19 protein-coding genes are annotated in these 20,529 nt (G+C 71.4%); 10 read left to right on the top strand and 9 right to left on the bottom strand.

Features of this window, described 5'->3' with window-relative positions; all coding sequences use genetic code 11:
- The first annotated feature begins 71 nt into the window (after positions 1 to 71).
- Positions 72 to 1,292: an amidohydrolase family protein gene (locus tag OG904_RS11920; RefSeq protein WP_405490096.1), complete on the top strand. Its 1,221-nt coding sequence runs from the start codon at positions 72 to 74 to the stop codon at positions 1,290 to 1,292.
- A gap of 125 nt (positions 1,293 to 1,417) precedes the next feature.
- Here the strand turns inward: OG904_RS11920 and OG904_RS11915 are convergent, their stop codons facing one another.
- Positions 1,418 to 2,539 carry an alpha/beta fold hydrolase gene (locus tag OG904_RS11915; protein ID WP_405490094.1) on the bottom strand — a complete coding sequence of 374 codons (1,122 nt, stop codon included), beginning with the start codon at positions 2,537 to 2,539 and terminating at the stop codon, positions 1,418 to 1,420.
- 214 nt (positions 2,540 to 2,753) lie between these two features.
- Here OG904_RS11915 and OG904_RS11910 point away from each other — a divergent pair, with 214 nt between their 5' ends.
- Positions 2,754 to 3,641: a trypsin-like serine peptidase gene (locus OG904_RS11910; RefSeq protein WP_405490092.1), complete on the top strand. Its 888-nt coding sequence runs from the start codon at positions 2,754 to 2,756 to the stop codon at positions 3,639 to 3,641.
- Between the two features lie 167 nt (positions 3,642 to 3,808).
- Here OG904_RS11910 and OG904_RS11905 read toward each other — a convergent pair whose 3' ends face one another.
- The 5 genes from OG904_RS11905 to OG904_RS11885 form a co-directional block, all read right to left on the bottom strand.
- Entirely contained in the window at positions 3,809 to 4,249 is a 441-nt protein-coding gene (locus OG904_RS11905) for an NUDIX hydrolase (RefSeq protein WP_405490090.1), read from the bottom strand.
- Between the two features lie 1,268 nt (positions 4,250 to 5,517).
- A complete protein-coding gene (locus OG904_RS11900) occupies positions 5,518 to 6,663 on the bottom strand; it encodes an ABC transporter permease (RefSeq protein WP_405490088.1) in 1,146 nt (381 codons plus the stop codon).
- A 137-nt stretch (positions 6,664 to 6,800) separates the two neighbouring features.
- Positions 6,801 to 7,502, bottom strand: coding sequence for an ABC transporter ATP-binding protein (locus OG904_RS11895; RefSeq protein ID WP_405490086.1), 702 nt, complete (start codon positions 7,500 to 7,502; stop codon positions 6,801 to 6,803).
- Positions 7,499 to 8,686 carry a peptidoglycan-binding protein gene (locus OG904_RS11890; RefSeq protein ID WP_405490084.1) on the bottom strand — a complete coding sequence of 396 codons (1,188 nt, stop codon included), beginning with the start codon at positions 8,684 to 8,686 and terminating at the stop codon, positions 7,499 to 7,501. The genes OG904_RS11895 and OG904_RS11890 overlap by 4 nt, the downstream gene beginning before the upstream one ends.
- On the bottom strand, positions 8,683 to 9,216 hold the full coding sequence (locus OG904_RS11885) for a hypothetical protein (RefSeq protein WP_405490082.1): 534 nt from the start codon (positions 9,214 to 9,216) through the stop codon (positions 8,683 to 8,685). Before OG904_RS11885 ends, OG904_RS11890 begins: the two co-directional genes overlap by 4 nt.
- 89 nt (positions 9,217 to 9,305) lie before the next feature.
- Here OG904_RS11885 and OG904_RS11880 point away from each other — a divergent pair, with 89 nt between their 5' ends.
- The 3 genes from OG904_RS11880 to OG904_RS11870 are packed head-to-tail and all read left to right on the top strand — an operon-like array spanning position 9,306 to position 12,149.
- Complete coding sequence (locus OG904_RS11880) at positions 9,306 to 9,971, top strand: response regulator transcription factor (RefSeq protein ID WP_405490080.1); 666 nt, start codon at positions 9,306 to 9,308, stop codon at positions 9,969 to 9,971.
- Positions 9,968 to 11,275 (top strand): sensor histidine kinase, encoded by a 1,308-nt coding sequence (locus OG904_RS11875; RefSeq protein WP_405490078.1) that lies wholly within the window; start codon positions 9,968 to 9,970, stop codon positions 11,273 to 11,275. The genes OG904_RS11880 and OG904_RS11875 overlap by 4 nt, the downstream gene beginning before the upstream one ends.
- Positions 11,276 to 11,300: 25 nt before the next feature.
- Positions 11,301 to 12,149, top strand: a complete 849-nt coding sequence (locus OG904_RS11870) for a hypothetical protein (RefSeq protein ID WP_405490076.1) — start codon at positions 11,301 to 11,303, stop codon at positions 12,147 to 12,149.
- Here the strand turns inward: OG904_RS11870 and OG904_RS11865 are convergent.
- The 3 genes from OG904_RS11865 to OG904_RS11855 form a co-directional block, all read right to left on the bottom strand.
- Positions 12,127 to 12,828 carry a hypothetical protein gene (locus OG904_RS11865; RefSeq protein ID WP_405490074.1) on the bottom strand — a complete coding sequence of 234 codons (702 nt, stop codon included), beginning with the start codon at positions 12,826 to 12,828 and terminating at the stop codon, positions 12,127 to 12,129. The genes OG904_RS11870 and OG904_RS11865 overlap by 23 nt on opposite strands.
- Positions 12,829 to 12,900: 72 nt before the next feature.
- Positions 12,901 to 13,293 carry a type II toxin-antitoxin system VapC family toxin gene (locus OG904_RS11860; protein WP_405490072.1) on the bottom strand — a complete coding sequence of 131 codons (393 nt, stop codon included), beginning with the start codon at positions 13,291 to 13,293 and terminating at the stop codon, positions 12,901 to 12,903.
- Positions 13,290 to 13,562, bottom strand: a complete 273-nt coding sequence (locus OG904_RS11855) for a hypothetical protein (protein WP_405490070.1) — start codon at positions 13,560 to 13,562, stop codon at positions 13,290 to 13,292. The genes OG904_RS11860 and OG904_RS11855 overlap by 4 nt, the downstream gene beginning before the upstream one ends.
- A gap of 167 nt (positions 13,563 to 13,729) precedes the next feature.
- On the opposite strand from OG904_RS11855, the gene OG904_RS11850 reads away from it, so the two are divergent.
- From OG904_RS11850 to OG904_RS11830, 5 genes are all read left to right on the top strand, one after another.
- The gene (locus tag OG904_RS11850; protein ID WP_405490068.1) at positions 13,730 to 14,677 is read left to right on the top strand and encodes an LLM class F420-dependent oxidoreductase; all 948 of its coding nucleotides are present in this window, start codon (positions 13,730 to 13,732) and stop codon (positions 14,675 to 14,677) included.
- A 16-nt stretch (positions 14,678 to 14,693) separates the two neighbouring features.
- Complete coding sequence (locus tag OG904_RS11845) at positions 14,694 to 15,479, top strand: SDR family NAD(P)-dependent oxidoreductase (RefSeq protein WP_405490066.1); 786 nt, start codon at positions 14,694 to 14,696, stop codon at positions 15,477 to 15,479.
- 117 nt (positions 15,480 to 15,596) lie between these two features.
- Positions 15,597 to 16,718 (top strand): LLM class flavin-dependent oxidoreductase, encoded by a 1,122-nt coding sequence (locus OG904_RS11840; RefSeq protein ID WP_405490064.1) that lies wholly within the window; start codon positions 15,597 to 15,599, stop codon positions 16,716 to 16,718.
- 447 nt (positions 16,719 to 17,165) lie between these two features.
- Positions 17,166 to 18,905, top strand: a complete 1,740-nt coding sequence (locus OG904_RS11835; protein ID WP_405490062.1) for an amidohydrolase family protein — start codon at positions 17,166 to 17,168, stop codon at positions 18,903 to 18,905.
- Positions 18,902 to 20,377, top strand: a complete 1,476-nt coding sequence (locus OG904_RS11830) for an aldehyde dehydrogenase family protein (RefSeq protein WP_405490060.1) — start codon at positions 18,902 to 18,904, stop codon at positions 20,375 to 20,377. Before OG904_RS11835 ends, OG904_RS11830 begins: the two co-directional genes overlap by 4 nt.
- Positions 20,378 to 20,529 lie beyond the last annotated feature (152 nt).

Genomic DNA, 20,529 nt, shown 5'->3' with positions numbered 1-20,529 from the left:
TACAGGCGGATCCGGAACCCGGCCCCGCCCAACTAGCTGACGGTTCGTCAGATTGGCGCTACCGTGAGGACATGGAGACCTTCCCGAAGATCATCTCGGTGGACGACCACACGGTTGAGCCCCCTCACGTCTGGCGGGACCGGCTCCCGTCCAAGTACCACGACGTCGGCCCCCGCGTCGTCCGCGCCCCCCTGAAGGAAATGACCTTCCTCGGCGGCAAGTTCGCCCCCGTCATGGGGGCCAGGGGCGACGACGGCCCGATAGGCGACTGGTGGGTGTACGAGGACCTGCACCGACCCCTCACCCGCCTCGACACGGCCGTCGGCTACGACCGCGACGAGATCAAGCTCGAAGTCATCACGTACGAGCAGATGCGCCCGGGCTCCTTCTCGGTTCCCGAGCGGCTCGCCGACATGGACGTCAACCACGTCCAGTCCGCCCTCTGCTTCCCGACCTTCCCGCGCTTCTGCGGCCAGACCTTCACCGAGGCCAAGGACCGTGAACTGGGCCTGCTCGGCGTGCGCGCGTACAACGACTGGATGGTGGAGGAGTGGTGCGGCCCCGACGCCCGGGGCCGCCTCATCCCGCTCACCCTGATCCCCCTTTGGGACGCCCGCCTGGCCGCCGCCGAGGTCCGCCGCAACGCGGCGCGCGGGGTCCGCGCGGTCGCCTTCTCCGAGATCCCGCCCCACCTCGGGCTCCCCTCCATCCACACGGACGAGTGGGACCCCTTCCTGGAGGCGTGCAACGAGACCGGAACGGTCATCGCCATGCACATCGGCTCCTCCTCGCGCATGCCGTCCACCTCCGCGGACGCCCCGCCGGCCGTCGGCTCCACCATCACCTTCGCCAACTGCTGCTTCTCGATGGTGGACTGGCTGATGAGCGGCAAGTTCGAGCGCTTCCCCAACCTCAAGATCATGTACGCGGAGGGCCAGATCGGCTGGATCCCGTACATCCTGGAGCGGGCGAACGTGGTCTGGGAGGAGAACCGCGGCTGGGGCGGGGTCGCCGACAAGGTGCTGCGCCCGCCGTCGGAGCTCTTCGCCGAACACGTCTTCGGCTGCTTCTTCGACGACGCCTTCGGCCTGAAGAACCTGGACTCCATCGGCGTCGCGAACGTCCTCTACGAGACCGACTACCCGCACTCGGACTCCACGTGGCCCAAGTCCCGCGAGGTGGGCGAGGCCCAGATGGGCCACCTGGCCCCGGACGTGGTGGACCGCATCGTGCGCGGCAACGCGATCGACCTCCTGGGCCTGACCCCGGAAGGCCTCTGGCCGGGGGTGTAGGGGAGGCGAAGGTCGGGGTCCCCACCGGCCGTGCAACGCGAAGGCCCCCGCCGGTGGTTCCGGCGGGAGCCTTCGGTCGGTCTGGCTGGATGGGCGGGCGTGCGCCGGACACCGAACTCCGGGATCTACGCGGCCCGGAGGCGGGTAGGGGTGTCAGCGGTGTCAGGGGTGGCCGGCGGGGCTGTGATCGCCGGCGTGACGTGGGTCAGGAGGAGGTCCAGGAAGCGGGCCGGGCGGCGGAACGACGCGAAGTGGCCGCAGTCCTCGATCAGGGCGAAGTGCTTGACGGGGGCCCGGACCTCGTCGAAGAAGGCCCGGGCGGCCGCCGGCGGGGTGAGGACGTCGTGCTCGCCCTGGAAGACGAAGAACGGGACCTCGAAGCGCGTGCCGTCCGCCCGGTCGTCGAACCCGGCCGTCCCCCCGGTGATCCGCTCCGAGAAGGTCTGCCCCTTGAAGAAGTCCCGCAGATCGCGCAGCGAGTGCAGGGGCGACAGCCACATCGAGCCCAGCACCACCTTCTTGAGCGTCTCCAGCGTCAGCGGGTCGCTCTGCGCGCTGAGCTTCGCGTACGTGGCCTGCTGCCGCGGCGTCCACGCGTACGGGTCCGGCCCGATCGACTCGACCCGCGCGAGCTGCTTCGCCTTCCCGGCGGCGCGCAGCCGCTCCAGCAGGGCGTCGTAGGCGGAGGTGTCGCGGCCGCCGGTGTGGACGTTCTGGTCGGTGCCGACGTACGCGGAGTAGAGCTCGGGGTGCGTGCGGGCCAGGCGCAGGCCGAAGGCGGTGCCGTAGGAGTTGGCCAGGAGCACCACGCGGTCCGCGCGCAGCAGGCGCCGGGCGTGGTGGGTGACCTCCAGGGCGTCCTCGTAGAGCCGCTCGAAGGTGGTCTCGCCCTGCCCCTCCGGGCCGCCGCGGCCGAAGGTCTTGCCGGCGCCGCGCATGTCCCAGCGGACGATCGTGAAGTGCCGCTCCCAACTGCGGGTGCGGGTCGTGTAGATGGAGTTGGCGGCGCCCGGTCCGCCGTGGATCTCCACGATGACGGGGTTGGCCCGGTCCTCGCCGCGGACCGAGATCCACTGGTCGATCCCGCCGATGCGGACGAAGCCCTGCTCGTCGATGCCGCGCGGGGAGTCGATCCGCAGGGACCGGATGGCCTGTGCGCGGCGCAGGGCGCGATGGGCGAGGAGCCCGGCGGCGGGGGTGGCGAGGGCGGCGGCGGTGGCGAGGGCGATGATTATTGCGTCCTCCATAAACTGTTTCCAGTGGATACGGATGAGTGTGAGGGGTGGGGAGGATGCTGTCAACGCCTGGTCCGGGCCTGGTCCGGGCCCGATTCGCGCCCGGTCCGTGTTGGATTCGCGCCGGATTCGCGGGTTCGTCGGCGCGTCGGCCGGGATGCCCCTTGCGGCGGCCGCCGCGGGCAAGGCATGCTTCGCCAGAGCAAAGTGGGGAGGGGTGTCTGTGGTGGACAAACGGACCGTGGTGACCGCGGTGTTGTGCGCGCTGGCGGCGCTGGGCGCGTCCGCTGCCATGACCAAGGTGGTGCCGGCCGATGACGGCAAGGCCCCCGCGCACGCGAAGGCGGTGGCTCCGACCACGTCCTCCACCTATCGACCTTCACAGTCGCAATCGACTAAAGAGCCTCAGCTGTCCTCCAGCCCGGGCCCCGGGGCCTCGGCGTCGGCCCCCGCACCGGGCGGGCCCTCGGCCATCGCCGGGGCGCTGTTCGAGGGTGATGTGACTGGGGATCACTTCTGCACGGCGACCGTCGTGCACAGCCCCGGGCGGAACCTGATCGTCACCGCCGGGCACTGCCTGCTGGCGGGCAGGGTGAGCGACGGTGGCGCCACCTTCGCACCCGCGTACGCGGACGGGCGGACTCCGTTCGGCACCTGGAAGATCGCCGAGGTCTTCGAGGACCCCCGCTGGGCCGAAGAGACGAACGACGACTACGACCTGGCCTTCGCCCGCCTCGCCCCCGACGCCTCGGGCCGCAACATCGAGGACGTCACGGGCGCCGCCGTCCTGGACACCACGGGCCGCACGGACGAGGAGGTCACGGTGACGGGCTATCCCGCGGACCGCAAGGTCGCGCGCACCTGCACGTCCCGCGCCGTCCGGCTCAGCGCCGCGGAACAGCGATTCGACTGCGCGGACTTCCCGGGCGGCACCAGCGGCAGCGCGTGGATCGCCGCCGACAGGAAGATCATCGGCATCCTGACCGGCGGGGACACTGACGACGTCTCGACGAGCACGATCCTGACCGACTACGCGGCGGCGCTCTACGCGCGGGCGACGGGCGGGGCGGCAGCCACGGCTGCGGGGGGAGCGGTGGGCGGGGACGCCCGATGAGCCGGCATCACGACGTCGGCGACGGGGCCGTCCGGAATCCCGCCAACGGCGCCGCCCGGCCGACGGGGTCACCGGGATCGCCGGGGTCACCGGGATCGCCGGTGTCGTCAGAGCTGCGCGCGGCTGCCCGGTAGCTGTCCCGGGCGTCGCCCCGCTGGGCGGCCGGATCAGGCCAGTAGCCCCAGGTGCACCGGCTCGGCGGCGGCTTCGTGGAGCAGCTCCGCGAGCCGCGGGGGCCACAGGGGCTCACCGAGGGTGGCGAGGCTCTGCGGCGAAAGCCAGCGCCAGTGGGCGTCGGGGGACTCCGGCACGGGGTCGCGGTGCGGGCCGGTCGTGACGTAGATGTGCTCGTGCTGGCGCACGGGAATGCCCTGGTGGGTGAAGTCGTGCTCCCAGGTGCAGAGCAACCGCTGCGGCTCCAGATCCGTCCACCCGGTCTCCTCCCGCAATTCCCGCCGCACGCACTCCTCGGGCGTCTCCCCGGGATCGATCCCACCGCCCGGCGGCAGCCAGTGGATCCCGACTTCCACGTTGTTCTCGCGGAACAGAAACACCGATCCGGCGGGGTTGAGGACGACAATTCTTGCTGCCTGCCGTGGAGTTCGCATCAGACCAGCGTACGACGGGGGGTGCGGGGGCGGGAGTGGTTTGACGGGGGGAGCGGGAGGCGGGTGTGGGGGGCTGAGCTGCGGGTGGGCGGGTGCTGCGGGTTGGGCGGGGGCGTTGAGGGGTGCCGGGGGGAGCCCGGCAGTCCAGTGTCCTTTCGGTGCGGGCCGGTCCGTCAAGGGCGCTCCCTGCGGTCGCGTCGCTTCGCGATGGCCTTCGGCCACCCTTGACCGACCGACCCACCCCGAAATGCCACAAGACTTCCGGGTTCCCCCCGGGGAACGGCCGGGAGGGACGGATGGGGAGGAGCGGCCGGATCAGGGATGTCCATGCCCCCTCCGGCCAGTGCGATCCGGACCGTCGAGCGGTCAGGACCGGCCAGCTGGAGGGTGCGGCTGCCCGGGGCAGTCAGAACACCCAGGACCGGGCGGTCGGACACCCTTCCCGAGACTTCGACACGGCCAACCCGACCGTAAGGACGACCACCACCCCCTCGCAGGGTCGGTGGGCGCATCAGATCGCTACACACTCCCACTCGGCTTAGCGACTAACGACCGTCTGTGGCTGGGCATAGGCCGCCCACGGCCCGGATGGGCTTGTGGTTGTCTGGCGACGATCCGTCAGCCCTCAGGACGATCCATTCGTCCTCAGCGTGCGACTGGTGCTTCTCAGCATCCAACCCTTCGTCCTCAGCATTCGACTCTTCGTCCCCAGTGTCCGATCCTTCGTCCTCACGCTCCGGGAACTGATCGTTTCGATTCCTCGGCCACGGACGGTCGGTAGTCGCTTAGCCAAGTGGGACTGTGTAGCGATCTGATGCGCCCACCGGCCCGGATGGGGCTTCTCGTCGTCCTTACGGTCGGGTTGGCCGTGCGAAGTCTCGGGAAGGGTGGCCGACCGCCCCTGCCTGGATGCTCTGACTGTCCCGGGCGTCCATACCGTCCGGCTGGGCGGTGCTGACAGGTGACCGGTCCGGATCGCACTGGCCGGAGGGGGCATGGGCATCCCTGATCCGGCCGCTCCTCCGTATCCGTCCCTCCCGGCCGTTCCTCGGGGGGATCCCGGAAGTCTTGTGGCGTTTCGGGGTGGGTCGGTCGGTCAAGGGTGGCCGAAGGCCATCGCGAAGCGACGCGACGACGAAGGAGGAGCGCCCTTGAGGGACCGGCCCGCACCGAAAGGACACTGGACTGCCGGGCTCCCACCGGACCTTGTCAACGCCCCCGCCCAACCCGCAGCACAGCCCCACCCCCGCCCCCACCCACCCCACCCCCTACCCCGCCGACAGTGCCAGCGTCGGCGACAGTCGGGCCGCGCGGACCGCCGGGTAGAGGCCTGCCAGTGTGCCTATGGCCAGGGTTGAGGCGAAGCCGCCTGTCACGGCCCAGAGGGGGACCACCCAGGGGAGGTCACCGGCCTGGGCGTAGACCGCCGTGGCCGCGCCGCCCAGGACGATGCCGGCCAGGCCGCCCAGACCGGAGAGGAGCAGGGACTCCGTGACGAACTGGATGCGGATCTGGCCCTTCGTGGCGCCCAGGGAGCGGCGCAGGCCGATCTCGTGGCGGCGTTCCAGTACCGAGATGATCATCGTGTTGGCCACCCCGACGCCACCCACCAGCAGCGCGATGCCGCCCAGGCCCAGGAGGAGGGTGCTGAACGCGCCTTCGGTGGCGGCCTTCGCCTGCAGGGCCGCCGACGGGTCGGTGACCTTGACCGTGCTCGGGCTCTCGGGGTTGGCCGTCTTGGCCATGAGGCTCCGGACCTCCTGGACGCGGTCGTCCGCCGAGCGCTCGTAGACGGACGTGGGGTGCCCGTCGAAGCCCAGGAGGCTCTGGGCGGCGTCCCAGCCGATCAGCGCCGAGCGCTCGATCTCCGGCGCCAGCGGGATCGGGTCCAGGATGCCGATGACGGTGAAGTACCGGCCGCCGATGAAGACCTGCGCGCCGGGGGCGGTGATGCCCAGGCGCTCCGCGGAGACGTGGCCGAGGACCACGGACGGGTAGCGGCCCGTCGCGCCGTTGAGCCAGCTGCCGCTGCCCATCCGGGCGCGCAGCGTCTTCAGGAGGTCGTCCTTCGCCGCCTTGAGGGCGATGCCGCTGGTCTCCTCCTTCGGGATGTTCTCGCTGCGGCGCACCGACTCCATCACGTCGCCCGTCGCGCCGACCGATTCGACCCCGTCGATGCGGGCGATCATGCCGGGGGCGTCCTCGGGCAGTTTGGTGTCCTGTCCCGAGAACATCGACGGGGCCGGTGTCGCGACCATCATGTTCGTGCCGAGCTTGTCCAGTTCGCGGAGCAGCTTGGCCTGGCTGGACGAGGAGATGCCGACGACCGCGATCATCGTGGCGATGCCGATCGCGATCCCGAGCGCGGACAGGAACACCCGCATGGGCCGGGAGCGCAGTCCCGCCGATCCCACGTGCAGGACGTCCCGGGGGCCCAGACGCGGCGGAGACAGCTTCCGGGCCTGTGTACGGGACCGCGCGCGCGACTCCGTACGCGACTGCGTACGCGATTCAGCACGCGACCCCGTACGCGACTTCGTGCGGGACCCCATCACGCCACCCCCGCCGTGTTCCACACGTCCGCCACGATCTCGCCGTCGCGGACGCGGACCTGCCGGGGCAGGCTCGCCGCGATCTCGTTGTCGTGGGTGATCACGGCAATGGTGGCCCCGTCCTGGTTGAGCTCGTGCAGCAGTTCCAGCACCGATTCACCGGACGCCGTGTCCAGCGCGCCCGTCGGCTCGTCGGCGAGCAGCAGGTCCGGTTCGCCCGCGACCGCGCGGGCGATCGCCACGCGCTGCTTCTGCCCGCCGGACAGTTCGTGCGGCCGGTGGTCCATGCGGTCGCCGAGGCCGACGCGTCGCAGGGCGCGCTCCGCCCGCCGCCCGCGTTCGGCGCGGGGGAGCCCGGAGTACAGCAGGCCCTCGGCGACGTTCGCCAGCGCGCTGATGCCCGGCACCAGGTGGAAGGACTGGAAGACGAAGCCGACGTGCCGGGAGCGCAGGGCCGACAGGGCGCGGTCGGAGAGGCTCGCGATGTCGTACCCGGCGATGGCCACGCGGCCGGCGGTCGGCCGGTCCAGCGTCCCGACGATGTGCAGCAGGGTGGACTTGCCGGAGCCCGACGGGCCGACGATGGCGAGGAGTTCGCCGTTCATGACGGTGAGGTCGACCCCGCGCAGGGCCGCGACCCCGCCGGGGTACTCCTTGGTGACACCGGCCAGTTCGACGACGGGGTGGGCGTGTTCGTTCATGACGCGGGGACCCCTACGAGCATGCCCTCCTTGAGGGCGTCCCCCTTCACCTCCACCCGGCCCTTGCCGAACATGCCCAGCTCGACCTCGACCTCGCGCACCTTGCCGTCCTCGACGACCTGGACCCCGAAGCCGCCCTCGGCGAGGGCGAGGAGCGAGTTGACCGGTACGGAGAGCACGCCCTTGCGGGTCTCGCCCGTCAGGTTCACCGAGACGGGGGACTGGTCGGGGCCCTTGGCCTCGGAGGCGTTGTCGAGGGTGACCTCGATCTGGACCTTCGGCTTCTTGTCCCCCATGCCGCCGCCCCCGCTCCCGCCGCCCGAGGACGGGTCGTCGGGGTTGGCGGTGCTGCCCACCGAGTCGATCTTGCCGTTGGCGGCGCCGCCGCCCGGCAGGCTCACGGTCACCGGGTCGCCGGCCTTGACCGTGCCCGCCTTGGCCACGTCCAGCTGGAAGCGGACCGTCCGCTCGGTGCCGGTCAGGGTCAGCACCGGCTTGCCCGCGCCCGCGTCGTCGCCGACCGCCATGTCGTTCTTCTGGATCCGCTGCGGTCCGGAGGCGAAGGCGATGTCCTCCTTGCCGATCTCGCCCGTCTCCTTCATGGAGTGGGCCTTCTGCCAGCGCTTGACGCCGGTGGCGGTGCCGGCGGTGAAGTTGCCGTCCGAGGCGTCCAGGCCGGTGCCGAAGCCGAGGGCCTGGAGATTGCGCTTGAGCTGCTTGACGTCCTCGCCCTTGTCCCCGGTCTTCATGGTCCGGTACACGGGCGTGGTGCCGTACATCAGGCGCACCGGCTTGCCGTTGACCTCGTAGAGCTTGCCGTCGCGCTCGACGGAGGAGCCCGCGGCCGCCACCCAGGTCAGGGTCGCGGAGCCGGAGCCGGACCCGGAGCCACCCGTGCCCGCGCCGCCGGTACCGCTGCCGCCCGCGCCGCCGATGCCCCCGCCCCCCGCGCCCGCCGCGTTGAGCTTCTGCTCCTTCGCGTACCCGAGCGTCCCGTCCACCCTGAGCCCGGAGCTCAGGTCCCCGCGGGTGACCGGCGCCGTCGCCCCCGGCAGACCGCCGGCCCGCTGTTCCTTCTCTTCCTTGCCGTCCGTCCCGGCCTGCGCGACGACCGCGTACCCGCCGCCCGAGACGGCGAGTACGGCGGCCAGCGAGCCCAGGAGCCACTTGCCGCGCTTGCTCACCGGTCCCCGCTGCACTTGTTCAGCTGGGCCATGAAGGCGTCCTTGTCGGCGCCCTCGGGGAGGGATATCCCGGTCCGCGCGCTCCCGTTGAACTCCGGGTCCGGCATGTCGAAGCCGTGGTCCCGCATGCACTTGGCCTGGGCGAGGGCCTTGTCCTTCTCCTGCTGCGAGACCTCGCCGCCGGAGCCGGGGCCCTTCATCCCGCACTTCTCCATGGCCTTCTGCACCACGTCCTGGTCCGCCCCCGCGCCCAGCGTCATACCGCGCGGGTCCTCGCCGGGCTTGGGGTCGGGGGCGTCCACGCCGTTGTCGCGCAGGCACTTGCGCATCTTGAGGGCGTTGTCGGCGTCGGCGCCACTGTTGCCACCGCCGGACGAGCCGGACGAGCCGGAAGAGCCGGAAGAGCTCGAGGAGTCCTTCTTCCCGTCCTTCTTCCCGTCCGAGCCTCCGACGCCGCCCGTGCACGCGGTCACGAAGAGGGTCAGGCCGGTGAGGAGCGCGGCCGCGGTCATGGTCGTTGATCGCTTCATGGGCCCGAGGGTGCGCGAGAAGCGGGTTTCGCTTCTCTAAGCCCTCGTGCTTACAACAGCGAAATGTCCCTCTCCGGTAAAGAGGACGAATGCGAGTTCTGGTGGTGGAGGACGAGGAGTTCCTGCGGGAGATGATCGCCGAGGGGCTGCGCGGCGACGCGCTGGCCGTCGACGAGGCGAGCGACGGCCTGGAGGCCCTGGAGCGGCTGCGCCTGGGTGCGTACGACGTCCTCGTCCTGGACCGCGACCTGCCCGGACTGCACGGGGACGAGGTCTGCCGCCAGGTGGTGCGCGAGCGGCTGCTGACCCGCGTCCTGATGCTGACGGCGTCCGGGACCGTACGGGACCGGGTGGAGGGCCTCGGCCTCGGTGCCGACGACTACCTCACCAAGCCCTTCGCCTACGACGAGCTCCTCGCCCGCGTCCTGGCCCTGGGGCGGCGCGTCCAGCCCGCCCTGCCGCCGGTCCTGGAGCGGGCCGGGGTGGCCGTGGACACCGCGCGCCGCGCCGCCACCCGCGAGGGGCGCAGGCTCGCGCTCTCCCGCAAGGAGTTCGCCGTGCTGGAAGCGCTGCTGCGTGCCGAGGGCGCCGTCCTGAGCAGCGACGACCTGATCGAGCAGGTGTGGGAGGAGGACACCTCGTACAGCACCAACGCGGTACGGGTGACCCTGAGCAAGCTGCGTGCCAAGCTGGGCGAGCCGCAGGTGATCGAGACGGTGCCGGGCGCCGGATACCGGATCGGTGATCCACGATGAGAGCAGTGCTCCGATCCGAGCGCACCCGTCTCACCGTCCTCTACGGCTCCCTGCTGCTCCTGGCCGGCGGCGGACTGATCGCACTGATCAACATCCTCCTCCGCAACGGCCTCTACACCCGCATCAGCGGCGCCGTCATGACCACCAGGGTGCTCGGGGACGGCACCTCGGCGACCGTGGCCCCGGGCGACCCGGTCCGCGTCCCCGCCCAGGTCATCCCCGGCATCACCCCGACCCGCGAGCAGCTCGACGCGTGGAAGGCCACCCGTGACCTGACCAGCCGCGTGGAACAGGCCACCCTCCACGAACTGCTGGTCGTCTCCCTCGTCGCCCTCGCCGTCTTCGCCATCCTGTCCATCTGGCTCGCCTGGTGGATGGCCGGCCGGGTCCTGCGCCCCGTCGCCGTGATCACCGAGACCGCCCGCCGGCTCTCCGTCGCCAACCTCCACGAGCGGATCGGCCTCAAGGCCCCGCCCGGCGAACTCAAGCGGCTGGCGGACACCTTCGACTCGATGCTCGACCGGATGGAGGTCATGGTCGGCGCCCAGCGCCGCTTCGCCGCGAACGCCGCCCACGAACTGCGCACCCCGCTCGCCGTCCAGCGGGCGGCCGCCGAGATCGGGCTGGCCGGGGAGCCGACGCCGCAGAAGGTGGCCCGGATCCGGGCCAAGCTCATCGACGTGGCGGATTCCAGCCGGCACCTCGTCGAGTCGCTGCTCCTGCTGGCCGTCTCGGAGGAGGGTCTGGAGGTCGCGGAGCCGGTGGACCTGGCGGAGCTCGCGGCGGCCGAGCTCGCGGGCGCCGGGCTCACGGGCGCCGGGCTCACGGGCCCCGGGCTCACGGGCCCCGGGCTCACGGGCCCCGGGGGGACGGTCCATCAGGACCTGTCCGTCGTACGGGACCTCGCCCCGCTGACCGTCACGGGCGACCGCACGCTCCTGGGCCACCTCGTACGGAACCTGCTCGCCAATGCCGTACGTCACAACCGCGCGGGCGGCCGCCTGGAGGTGGCCACCTCCGCGGACGGGGTGCTGACGGTGACCAACACCGGCCCGGTGATAGCGCCCGAGGACGTTCCACGGCTGCTGGAGCCGTTCCGGCGGCGGGCCGAGCGGCAGCATACGGCCGGTGAGGGCGCCGGATTGGGGCTTTCGATCGTTGCCTCGATCGCGCGGGCGCACGGCGCGGAGCTGACGGCGCGGGCCAATCCGGGGCCGGGCGGCGGGCTGATGGTCCGGGTCCGGTTCCCGGCCGGGGCGCCGCCCGGGGAAACGCCCGGGAGTTTGACCGGTGAACGAATTTGAAGATCGGCTGTGTACGGTCGGTCCAATGAGCAAGCACGCCCGAGCAGGCTCCCGCAGCTCCCGTCCGCCCCGCCGCTCCCGCGCCGCCGCCGGTGCGCGGCGCGCCGAGCGCAGCTCCCGCGCCCAGCGGCCGCTCGTGGTCGTGGCCGCCCTCGGGCTGCTCGGCTTCGGAGCCGGCTGGGTGTACGTGGCTCACGAGCCGCCGGCCAACGCCGCCGCGCGGCCCGCCGCCGACGCCCGCCCGCCGGCCGCCGACCGGGCCGCGCGCGGTGCGGTGCGCGACGGCCTGCAAGGTCTGCCGGACGTCAGCGAGCGCACCCGCGCGAGGATTCCGGCGGACTCCCGCCAGCTCGTCCTCGTCACCGGCAAGGGGAGGGACTCCTCGGAGTCCACTGCGGCCTTCTACACCCGCCCGGCGGGCGGCGCCGACTGGGCGAAGAGCGATAGCTGGCCCGCGCGCAACGGGGCCAAGGGCTGGTCGGCGGAGCGCGGGTACGGGGACCTGACCTCCCCCGAGGGCGTGTTCGCGCTCACCGACGCGGGCGGTCTGCTGCCGAAGCCGCCGGGCACGAAGTTCCCGTACGACCAGGACCGCTCCTTCGTGGCGGCGGGGAGCGGGGTGAACGGCGAGTCCCTGCGGGGCTCCTTCGACTATGTCGTGGCCATCGACTTCAACCGCAGGACCGGGGTGAGCCCGCTGGACCCGACGAAGCCGGAGGGCGAGGAGAAGGGCGGCAACATCTGGCTCCACGTGGACCACGACGGCCCCTCGCAGGGCTGCGTGGGCATCCCGAAGGAGGCGATGAAGAAGGTCCTGGAGACCCTCGACCCGGCGGCGAAGCCGGTCATCGTCATGGGGCCGCAGGGCTTCTGAGGGCGGTCCCGCCGACCGGCCCGCGATCGACGGCCGCGTCGCCTCCGTCGGTCCCGCCGCCTCCGCCGTCCCGCCCCGCCGGGTTCCCGACCAGCAGGGCGATGTAGGCGAGGTCGAAGACGGAGCACAGGATGCCGAGCCCGAGGATGAACGGGGCGGACTCCATGGCGCCGAACAGGATGGTCGGCGCGAGCGTGCCGAGCCACTTGGCGACCGCGATGACGCGGGACTGTCCGAGGGGGCCGCGCCGGCTCGCGTAGAAGGCGACGAACAGCCCGGACATCAGCAGGTTCTGGAGGAACGCCGAGTAGCGGCTGGAATCGTAGTGGCCGAAGTGGGCGAGGAAGAGCCACTGCACGGCGAAGGCGCTCGCGAAGAGGAGCACGCTCCAGACGGCGAACAGCGGCCGGGTCACGAAGCCGGGCAACTCGGCCCGCCCGTGGCGCAGGTAGGTGTACACGATGATGACGTCGGCGAGGGCCCAGACCACGTTGACGACGCCCTGCGGGGAGACTCCGACGGTGAACTCGCGTACCGCATAGGTGGTTTCCCATGCGAAGTTCAGCGCGAGGGCGGCGACCGGCATCGCGTACGTCCGGTCCCGCAGCCCCACCCGGATCGCCTCTACGTACACGACGGTCCACGCCACCCCGCTGACCAGGGTGAGAATCAGATCCACGCGCGCACCTTAGCGGGCGCGGGACCCCGGCACATACCCCCGTGGGCCCTGACCTTTCTGCGGCCCCTGCCGTCAGATCCTGACGGTCTGGATCCGCTTCCCGCACAGTGCGGAGAGGTCCTCGGGGTCCGAGGTCAGCAGGGTGACGGGTCCGGGCTGGTCGAGGGCGGTTGCCGCGACGATGGCATCCAGCGCGTACTTGTGTCCGTGAAGGCCTGCGGCGGCGAGCAGCCTGCTCGCGTGCCGCACGACGGCCTCGCTCGGCGGGACGATGTTCACGCGCGAGACCGCGTCGTCGAATCGTGCCTGTTTCACCCTGGGGTCACGCGCCTCGACGAGGGTGACCGAGCTGATGACCACCCGGATGTCGTCCGCTTCCGCGGCCGCGAGCCATTCCAGCAGGCGGGGGTCCCGGTGTACGAGCTGGGAGAGCCCTTCGCAGTCGAGGATCAGGGTCCCGCTCACGCGGCGTCCGACGAGGCGGCCGCCCCACCGCGCAAGATCGCTCGTTTTGCCTCGACCGCTGTCGGGTCGGCCGGCCCGTTCACGGATTCGGAGTCTTCGATGAGCTCTCGGAGCCGGTCACGTTCGAGCTGCCGCTGCACGAGCGCTTCGATGTACGCGGACATGCCGCGCCTACCGGTGCGTGCCTTGAGTGCCGCGATCGTCCCCTCGTGGAGCGAAACGGACACGGGCCGTGTGGGGCCTTCGCCGGGTGCGGGTTGGTCTGCCATGCAGCCATCATGACAAAGCTCATGTTATTTGGCTCGGGCCCCGGCTGGCCGTGTGTCCCCCGTCTCCGGCTCCCGCCCTACCCCTTGCCTGACGACCCGTCAGCTACGACGATGTCCCCCGCACCGGTATGACGAATCGGCAGTCGAGGACGAGGCGGGTACGGCCCATGGCGCGCGTGTTTCCGGAAGGTCGGCTGGTCTACGGGATGCAGCTCCCGATCCAGTCGCAGAGCACCATCTACGCCGAGCCCTGGGAGGCGACGGCGGGCGCGGCCGACCTCGCGGCGGTCGCGCGGGCGGCCGACCGGGCCGGCTTCGGCTACGTCGCCACCTGCGACCACGTCGCCATCCCGCGGCGCATGGCCGGCCCCATGAGCACCATCTGGTACGACCCGGTGGCCACCCTGTCCTTCCTGGCCGGGATCACCGAGAACGTCCGGCTGCTGAGCCACGTCGCGATCCTGGGCCTGCGCCACCCGCTGCTCAGCGCCAAGCAGTACGCCACCGTCGACCACCTCTCCGGCGGCCGGCTGATCCTCGGCGTCGGGGCCGGGCACGTGCAGGAGGAGTTCGAGGTGCTCGGCGTGGACTTCGCGCGCCGCGGGGCCGTCCTCGACGAGACCCTGGACGCCCTGCGCGCGGCCCTGGGGCCCGAGGAGTACCCCGAGTTCGAGGGCGAGCTGTTCTCCTTCAAGGACCTCGGGCAGCTGCCCCGCCCCGTCCAGACCCGGATCCCGGTCTGGGTCGGCGGGTCCTCGCCCGCCGCCGTCCGCCGGGCCGCCGTGCGCGGCGACGGCTGGCTCCCGCAGGGCGACCCGCGCGACAAGCTCCCCGCGCAGATCGCCCGCATCAAGGAGCTCCGCGAGGGGGCCGGGGTCACCGGGCCCATCGAGTTCGGGGCGATCACCGAGGCGCTCTACGTGGGCGAGCCCGGCTGGGACACCGGCCGCCGGACCCTCACCGGCAAGGCGGAGGCGCTCGCCGAGTCGCTGCGCGAGTACAAGGCGCTGGGCATCGACCAGATCCAGGTCCGCTTCCGCAACCGCGACCGGGCCGAACTCCTCGACCAGATCACGGCTTTCGGGTCCGAAGTGGGCCCGCTACTCAACGACTAGCCACTAGGGGAAACGAATGGGCAAGCTGGACGGACGCGTCGTCATCATCACGGGTGCGGCGCGCGGCCAGGGCGAGCAGGAGGCCCGGCTCTTCGCCGCCGAGGGAGCCAGAGTGCTCCTCGGTGACGTACTGGACGAGCAGGGCGCGGCGGTCGCCAAGGAGATCGGCGAGGACCGGGCCCGGTACGTACGGATGGACGTGAGCCGGGAGGAGGACTGGGCGGCCGCCATCGCGGTGGCGAAGGAGGCCTTCGGCCGGGTCGACGGCCTGGTCAACAACGCGGGCATCCTGCGCTTCAACGAGCTGACCTCGACCCCGTTGGAGGAGTTCCAGCAGGTGGTCCAGGTCAACCAGGTCGGTGCCTTCCTCGGCATCAAGTCGGTGGCCCCGGAGATCGAGGCGGCCGGCGGCGGCACGATCGTCAACACCTCCTCGTACACGGGCCTGACGGGCATGGCGTACGTGGGCTCGTACGCGGCGACGAAGGCGGCGATCCTCGGTCTGACCCGGGTGGCCGCGCTGGAGCTGGCGGCGAAGAACATCCGGGTCAACGCGATGTGTCCGGGGGCCGTGGACACCGCGATGGCCACCCCCGGGAACACGAATCCGGCGGACCTGCCCCAGGAGGCGCGCGACGCCATGGCGGAGCTGTACCAGCGCGTCGTGCCGATGGGCCGGGTCGGGCAGCCGGAGGAGATAGCCAGGCTGGCGCTGTTCCTGACCAGCGAGGACTCCTCGTACATCACCGGCCAGCCGTTCGTGATCGACGGCGGCTGGATGGCGGGCGTCAGCATCCTGTAGGCAGGCCGGCAGCTGTATCTGATGGAGCGTCAGGTATTGACGCTCCCGCCCTCGCGGTGGAACAGTCGTGACATCGAATCTGACGCAACGTCAGAAACAGAAGGACGGTGAATCCCCTTGGAATTCGGGCTCTTTGTGCAGGGATACGTGCCTGAGGCGCGGTCCAAGGTCGACCCCGAGGCAGAGCACAAGGCGCTGATCGAGGAGACCGAGTACGTCATCCAGGCGGACAAGTCCGGGTTCAAGTACGCCTGGGCCTCCGAGCACCACTTCCTGGAGGAGTACTCGCACCTTTCGGCGAACGAGGTGTTCCTCGGGTACCTCGCTCACGCCACCGAGCGCATCCACCTCGGGTCCGGCATCTTCAACCCGCTCGCCCCGGTCAACCACCCGGTCAAGGTGGCCGAGAAGGTCGCCATGCTCGACCACCTCTCCAAGGGACGCTTCGAGTTCGGCACCGGCCGCGGCGCCGGCAGCCACGAGATCCTCGGCTTCCTTCCCGGCATCGAGGACATGAACGGCACCAAGGAGATCTGGGAAGAGACCATCGCCGAGTTCCCCAAGATGTTCCTCCAGGAGGAGTACGAGGGGTTCCAGGGCAAGCACTGGTCGCTCCCGCCGCGCAAGATCTTCCCCAAGCCGTACGGCAAGGGCCACCCGGCCATGTGGTACGCCGCCGGCTCGCCGGCCTCGTACGCCATGGCGGCCAAGAAGGGCCTCGGAGTCCTCGGCTTCAGCGTCCAGAAGGTCTCCGACATGGCCTGGGTCCTGGACCAGTACAAGACCGCGATCCAGGAGGCGAAGGCCATCGGCGCCTTCGTCAACGACAACGTCATGGTCACCTCGACCGCGATCTGCGCCGAGACCCACGACAAGGCCGTCGAGATCGCGGTCAACGCCAACATGAACCGCTTCCAGTCACTGGTCTTCCGCTACCACGACACCTTCCCGCGCCCCGAGATCATCCCCGAGTGGCCCGAGATCCTCCCCGAGTACAACGCGGAGATCGTCGAGCTCCTGATCGAGGAGGAGCTGCTCATCTGCGGCGACCCCTCCGAGGTCCGCGCCCAGTGCAAGCGCTGGGAGGAGGCCGGTGCCGACCAGCTCTCCTTCGGCCTGCCGACCGGTGTCTCGCCCGAGGACACGATGACCACCATCAAGCTCATCGGTGAGCACGTGATCCCGCACATCGACACCGACCCGGTGCACCGCACCACGCGCTTCCGCCAGGCCGTCTGACCCGGCGGGGGAACGGGGGCGGCGCCTTCCCGGACCGCCGCCCCGAACCGGCCCCGGCCGGAGTCACGCCGTGGCTGCGGCCGGCCCGGCGGACCCCGACCGGGGCCCCGGGCTGCGGCCCCGCACGTGCGGCGCCGTTCCCGGGGACCAGCCCCCGGACCCCCGCTCCTCAAGCGCGGAAGGGCTGGATTTGGCCGGCGTCGGCCTGTACCTGCACGCCGTGCTCGCCGTGCGCGCAGCTCAGGCCGTGCACACCGCTCACGCCGTACACGTAGCTCACGCAGTGCTCACCGTGCGCACCGCGAGCCGCCAGGCAATGGCCGGGGCAGCCCCGGCCGTTGCGGCGCCGCCCGGCGGAAGACAGCCCCGCCGGCGATTGAGGCGCGGGGACCGGGGCGGAGCCCCGGGAGGCGGTGCGCAACCCGAACCACCGGCAGAAGGGACGTCATGCTCGACCACCTGATCAAGGGCGCCACCGTCGTGGACGGCACCGGCGCCCCGGCCCGCGTGGCCGACGTAGGGATACGCGACGGCCGAATCGCCGTCATAGCCCCGCCGGGATCCGTCACCGAACCGGCCGCCACCAGCGAGGACGCCACCGGCCTCGTCCTGACCCCCGGGTTCATCGACCCCCACACGCACTACGACGCCCAGCTCTTCTGGGACCCGTACGCGACCCCCTCCATGAACCACGGCGTGACCACCGTCGCGGGCGGCAACTGCGGGTTCACCCTGGCGCCCCTCAACCCGACCCGCCCCGAGGACGCCGACTACACCCGCCGCATGATGAGCAAGGTCGAGGGCATGGCGCTCAAGGCCCTCGAAGAGGGCGTCGACTGGACCTGGTCCACCTTCGGCGAGTACCTCGACGCGCTCGACGGGCGGATCGCCGTCAACGCCGGCTTCATGGTCGGCCACTGCGCGCTGCGCCGGCACGTGATGGGCGAGGACGCCGTCGGCGGCCAGCCCACCGAAGAGCAGATGCAGGCGATGCTCGACCTGTTCCACGACGCCATGAACGCCGGCGCCTGGGGCCTGTCCACCACCCAGTCCTCCACCCACTCCGACGGCTCCGGCGCCCCCGTCGCCTCCCGCCACGCCCGGCCGGCCGAGCTCCTCGCCCTCTCCAGGGCGGTCTCCGAGCACGAGGGCACCCAGCTGGAGGCGATCGTCGCGGGCTGCCTCGACCAGTTCGCCGACGAGGAGATCGACCTCTTCGTCGAGATGAGCGCGGCCGCGGGCCGCCCGCTGAACTGGAACGTGCTCACCATCGACGCCGCCGTCCCCGAGCGCGTGCCGCGCCAGCTGATACCCAGCGAGCGCGCCCGCAAGGCCGGCGGCCGCATCGTGGCCCTGACCATGCCGATCCTGACCCCCATGAACATGTCGCTCGGCACGTTCTGCGCCCTCAACCTCATCCCCGGCTGGGGTGAGGTCCTCGGCCTGCCCGTCCCGGAGCGGATCGCGAAGCTGCGCGACGCGGAGGTGCGCGCCGAGATGCTGCGCCGCGCGGCGAGCAAGGAGGCCGGGGTCTTCCGGCGCCTGGCCAACTTCGGGCGCTACGTCATCGGGGACACCTACAGCGAGGCGAACGCGGGCCTGTCCGGCCGCGTCGTCAACGACATCGCGGCCGAGCGCGGCCAGGACGCCTTCCACTGCCTGGTGGAGATCTGCGCCAACGACGACCTGCGTACGGTGCTGTGGCCCATGCCGACCGACAACGACCCGGCGAGCTGGGCCCTGCGCGCCGAGACCTGGCAGCACGAGGACGTCATGCTCGGCGGCTCCGACGCCGGCGCCCACCTGGACCGCATGTGCGGGGCCCCGTACACGACCCGGTTCCTGGGGGACTGCCTGCGCGGCCGCAAGCTGGTGCCGCTGGAGCAGGCGGTACGGATGCTCACCGACGACCCGGCCCAGCTGTTCGGGCTGCGCGAGCGCGGCCGGATCACCGAGGGGTTCCACGCGGACCTGGTGCTCTTCGACCCCGAGCGGATCGAGGCCGGCCCGGCGACGCTCGTGCACGACCTGCCCGGGGACAGCCCGCGGCTGGACGCGCGGGCGATCGGCATGGTGTCGGTGCGCGTCAACGGCGTGGAGACCATCCGCGACGACGAGGTCACGGGGGCGATCCCGGGGATCGTGCTCCGTTCGGGCCGTGACACGAGGACGGTGAGCACCAGGTGACAGCGCAGGACGATCCGCAGAAGCTCTACATCGGCGGCGAGTGGGTCGAGCCGGCCGGCGGCCACTACGAGGTGGTCAACCCGGCGGACGAATCCGTCGTCGGGCTGGCCCCCGAGGCCTCGCGCGGCCAGGTGGAGGACGCGGCGCGCGCCGCGGCCGCCGCCTTCGGGAGCTGGTCGCGGACGAAGGCGGAGGAGCGGGCCGCGATCCTGGACCGGGCCGCGGACATCATCCAGCGCGAGTACGAGCCCTGGGCGGCCCTGGCCCAGGCGGAGAGCGGCGCTCCCACCGGGATCGCGCGCGGCATGCAGGTGGGCGTCGGGGTGACGCGCTTCCGGCGGTACGCGAGGGGCGCGCTGGAGCCGGTCGAGCGCGGGCTGCCGCCGCAGGTCACCGATGCGGGCCCGATGGGGGCGGCGAGCGTGCTGGGGGCGCTGGAGGTGCGCCAGCCCGTCGGCGTCGTCACCTGCATCACCTCGTACAACAACCCGTGGGCCAATCCGGCGGGCAAGGTGGCCCCGGCGCTGGCCATGGGCAACACGGTGGTGGTCAAGCCGGCCCCGCAGGACCCGCTGTCGGTGTTCCGGATGGCGCAGGCGCTGCACGAGGCCGGGGTCCCGGCGGGCGTGGTGAACGTGGTCTGCGGCACCTCGGTGGAGGTGGGCGAGGCGGCCGTGGACTCCCCGGACGTGGACATGGTGTCCTTCACCGGCTCCACGGGCGTCGGGCAGCGCATCGCCGAGGTCTGCGGCCGCACGATGAAGCGGCAGCTGATGGAGCTCGGCGGCAAGGGCGCGGCGGTCGTCCTCGCGGACGCCGACCTGGACGCGGCGGTGATGGGGATCGGCACCACCTTCTCCTTCTACTCCGGGCAGATCTGCACGGCTCCGACCCGGGTGATCGTGCACCGGTCGGTGTACGAGCAGCTGGTGGAGAAACTGACGGGCTACCTGGCCTTCATGAAGGTCGGCGACCCGGCGGTGCGCGGCACGGTGGTGGGCCCCGTCATCTCGGCGGCGCACCGCGACCGCGTGGAGTCGTACGTCGAGCTGGGCAGGAAGGAGGGCGCCCGGATCGCCTTCGGCGGCGAGCGCCCGGTGGTGGGTACGGAGGGGAAGGGCTTCTACGTGGCTCCGACCCTCCTCGTGGACTGCACGAACGACATGCGCGTGGTGCGGGAGGAGATCTTCGGCCCGGTGGTCGTGGTCGTCCCCTTCGACGGGGATGACGACGAGGCGGTGGCGCTGGCCAACGACAGCGATTTCGGCCTGCTCAGCTACGTGTGGTCCGGGGACGCGGCGCGCGCCTTCCGGGTGGCGCGGCGGCTGCGGGCGGGCGGGGTCGGCGTCAACACCATCGGGCGGAACATGGAGGCGCCGTTCGGCGGCTTCAAGCGGTCCGGTGTGGGGCGCGACGTGGGCTCGTACGCACTGCACGCATACAGCGAGATCCAGTCGATCGTATGGGCTTGACCAAAAGTTGACCCGGAAAGTTTGAAAACGGTCAAAACGGACAGTGCTGCGGTTTCCGCATGGTGAAATAAAAGGTCCAGGCCTGTCGAAACGATGATCGGCAGGCCTGTGAACCTTTTATTGCTTCCCCGTGGACTCTTTTCGTCTCGGGA

The sequence above is a fragment of the Streptomyces sp. NBC_00096 genome (assembly GCF_045041305.1).
Lineage (GTDB): Bacteria > Actinomycetota > Actinomycetes > Streptomycetales > Streptomycetaceae > Streptomyces.
Note: the sequence above shows the minus strand (reverse complement) of the source record. Positions and strands in the feature narration are given on the sequence as shown.